Origin of the sequence: Pantoea sp. sgz302252 (assembly GCF_042610525.1) — a bacterium.
In the GTDB taxonomy this organism is placed as follows: domain Bacteria; phylum Pseudomonadota; class Gammaproteobacteria; order Enterobacterales; family Enterobacteriaceae; genus Erwinia.
The window spans coordinates 1-1,130 of record NZ_JBHDVM010000037.1 but is presented as its reverse complement, the minus strand read 5'-3'; the positions used below and the strand labels follow the sequence as shown (position 1 = coordinate 1,130).

Below are 1,130 nucleotides of genomic sequence, written 5' to 3'. Positions count from 1 at the left end.
CCAACGGTACGGCCGCCTTCGCGGATTGCGAAACGCAGACCGTCGTCCATTGCGATTGGGTGGATCAGGGTAACAACCATTTTGATGTTGTCGCCTGGCATTACCATTTCCACGCCTTCTGGCAGTTCGATGGTACCGGTCACGTCAGTAGTACGGAAGTAGAACTGTGGACGGTAGCCTTTGAAGAACGGAGTATGACGGCCGCCTTCGTCTTTGGACAGGATGTAAACCTCAGACTCGAACTTGGTGTGTGGCTTGATGGTGCCTGGCTTAGCCAGAACCTGACCACGCTGGATATCTTCGCGCTTGATACCGCGCAGCAGGATACCGCAGTTCTCACCCGCGCGGCCTTCGTCCAGCAGCTTACGGAACATTTCAACGCCGGTACAGGTTGATTTAGCGGTATCTTTGATACCAACGATTTCAACTTCTTCACCCACTTTAACGATACCGCGCTCTACACGACCGGTAACAACGGTACCACGGCCGGAGATAGAGAACACGTCTTCGATTGGCAGCAGGAACGGCTTATCGATAGCGCGCTCTGGCTCCGGGATGTAGTTATCCAGGTGACCAGCCAGCTCGATGATTTTAGCTTCCCACTCAGCGTCGCCTTCCAGCGCTTTCAGCGCAGAACCGTGAACGATTGGGGTGTCGTCGCCAGGGAAGTCGTACTGTGACAGCAGGTCACGTACTTCCATCTCTACCAGCTCCAGCAGCTCTTCGTCATCAACCATGTCGCACTTGTTCAGGAACACGATGATGTAAGGAACGCCAACCTGACGGCCCAGCAGGATGTGCTCACGGGTCTGAGGCATTGGGCCGTCAGTCGCAGCAACAACCAGGATAGCGCCGTCCATCTGCGCAGCACCGGTGATCATGTTTTTCACATAGTCGGCGTGGCCAGGGCAGTCAACGTGCGCGTAGTGGCGAGTCGGGGTGTCGTACTCAACGTGAGAAGTGTTGATGGTGATACCACGAGCTTTTTCTTCTGGTGCGTTATCGATCTGGTCGAATGCACGAGCAGAACCGCCGTAGGTTTTAGCCAGTACGGTGGTGATAGCAGCAGTCAGGGTAGTTTTACCGTGGTCAACGTGGCCGATAGTACCAACGTTGACGTGCGGTTTGGA

The 1,130-nt window shown here is 55.0% G+C and carries 1 protein-coding gene; it reads right to left on the bottom strand.

Annotated elements, in window-relative coordinates; all coding sequences use genetic code 11:
• The coding region (gene tuf, locus ACETPC_RS23760; protein WP_380184894.1) for an elongation factor Tu at positions 1 to 1,130 on the bottom strand (1,130 nt) is incomplete at both ends.